We start from the raw sequence: 2061 nt of genomic DNA on the forward strand, positions 1-2061 counted from the left end.
CGCTCATAAGGATTCCTCCGGGGAAGCGGAAGCTGCGGGTTTCGTTTTCGCGGGCCACAGGAACGACGCCACCACCGAAACGGCGAGCAGCAGGGCGACGACGGCGAGCGAGGCGAGCGTGGGGATGGGATAGACGCTCGACAGGAGCATCTTGAGGCCGACGAACACGAGGATCGCCGAGAGCCCGTAGTGGAGGTAGTGGAAGCGGCCCATCACGCTCGAGAGCGCGAAGAACAGCGAGCGGAGACCGAGCACCGCGAAGGCGTTCGAGCTGTAGACGATGAACGGGTCACGCGTGATCGCGAGCACCGCCGGGATCGAATCGACCGCGAAGATGAGGTCGGTGGTCTCGAGCGAGAGCAGCACGATGAAGAGCGGCGTGACCGCGAAGCGGTGGTGCTCCCGGGCGAACAGCGCGCCTCCGTGCGAGCCCGGACGCACTTTGAAGATCTTCCGTGCCGCACGGATCACCGGGTTCTTCTCGGGCTCGACCTCCTTGTCCTTGTCGTTCCAGAGCCGGATGCCCGACACGATGAGGACGGCGGCGAAGATGTAGATGAGCCAGTGGAAGCGCTCGAGCAGCGACACGCCCGTGAGAATGAACACGAGCCGCATGCAGAGCGCGCCGAGGATCCCCCAGAAGAGCACGCCGTGCTGGAACTCGGGAGCGACCTTGAAGTACCGGAAGATGAGGAGGAAGACGAAGAGGTTGTCGACCGAGAGGGACTCTTCGATCAGGTAGCCGGTCACGAACTCGGTGCCGGCCCGCGCCCCGCGGAACCAGAACATCCCGGCCCCGAACACGATCGCGAGGCCGACCCAGAAGCCCGTCCAGAGGAGCGCCTCGCGGAGCGACATCACCTTCGGCTTGCGGTGGAAGACCACGAGGTCCAGCACCAGCATGCCGATGATGAACGCGTTGAAGAGTCCCCACAGGAGGACGGCGTTCTCCGTCAATGTCGGTCCCCACGGCCGGGAAAGCGGGGCCGAGGTCGGCGCCCCGGTCCTTCAGGGAAAGATGGCGGAGAGAGTGGGATTCGAACCCACGAGCCGGTATGAGCGGCTACACGATTTCCAATCGTGCTCCTTCAACCACTCGGACATCTCTCCGCCTGGCCCCCGTCATCGGCGACAGGGGCGGGAAGGCTTATCACGGCGCCGGGCGGCCGGGCCAGCGAATGCGGTTCCGCGCGGGGCGCGGCGGCGGGCGCCGGAAGCCGGGCGCCGGTCGGCCCCTGGCGCCACGGCCGGCGGCGAGATGGCCTACAATTCCCGCCCGCGGCCGAGTCGCTGCGGCCCCTTCTCCATCTGAAAGGCTCCGATGACCCCCACGCCCCTTCGCTCCGCGGCTGCCCTGGCCCTCGTCCTCGCCCTCGCGGCGGGAGTCGCGCTGAACGCGCGGTCCGCGCGCTCGGCCGATGCAGCCGCGCCGACCGCGCGCGACATCATGCAGCTCAATGCCGAGATGCAGGACTCGTCGAAGGCGTTCGATGCGGTCCAGAAGGCGCGGCGCTGGCTCGCGGCCGCCTCCGACAGCTCGCTCCGCGTGTTCCTCCACCGCGTGATCGTCAACGGGCTCATCGTGGGGAACGCGCCCGGCAAGATGGTGGTCGCCGCGGCGGACAGCGCGATCCGGACGTTCAAGAGCCAGCCGCTCCAGCAGGTCGTCCTGAACGGCGAGGTCGCGCAGTACCTCGTGAACCACGGCGACCTCGCGCCCCGTGCGCTTTCCATGGCGCGCCTGGCCGCGCTCGGCGTACCGGCCGATCCGCAGTACGACCCGTTCCGCGGCTTCGCGCTCGGGACGCTCGGCGAGGCCTACCTGTTGAACGATCGCCCGGACTCCGCGCTGATCGCGCTCAAGCGCGCGCTGCCCATCTCGCCCGACAGCCAGCGCGTGCTGCGCGCGATCGGCGCGGCCTACGAGCGGACGAAGCAGGACGACCTCGCGATCGACGCTTACGTGCGCGCGCTTGGCGTGTACCAGGCGCCCGACACCACGGCGCTGACGTCGGCGCGGGCGCTGTGGCTGAAGAAGGGCCGCCCGCTCGCGAAGCTCGA

2 protein-coding genes and 1 tRNA gene are annotated in these 2061 nt (G+C 68.7%); 1 reads left to right on the forward strand and 2 read right to left on the reverse strand.

The window, feature by feature from the left end:
• Nucleotides 1-3: 3 nt before the first annotated feature.
• The gene (locus VE326_13790) at nt 4-957 is read right to left on the reverse strand and encodes a TerC family protein (GenBank protein HYJ34279.1); all 954 of its coding nucleotides are present in this window, start codon (nt 955-957) and stop codon (nt 4-6) included.
• 62 nt (nt 958-1019) lie between these two features.
• Nucleotides 1020-1110: transfer RNA gene (locus VE326_13795), tRNA-Ser, on the reverse strand.
• Between the two features lie 211 nt (nt 1111-1321).
• Between VE326_13795 and VE326_13800 the strand changes: the two genes are divergently transcribed.
• The coding region (locus tag VE326_13800) for a hypothetical protein (protein HYJ34280.1) at nt 1322-2061 on the forward strand (740 nt) is incomplete at its 3' end.

This window comes from Candidatus Binatia bacterium (genome assembly GCA_035631035.1).
Classification (GTDB): Bacteria; Eisenbacteria; RBG-16-71-46; order SZUA-252; family SZUA-252; genus DASQJL01.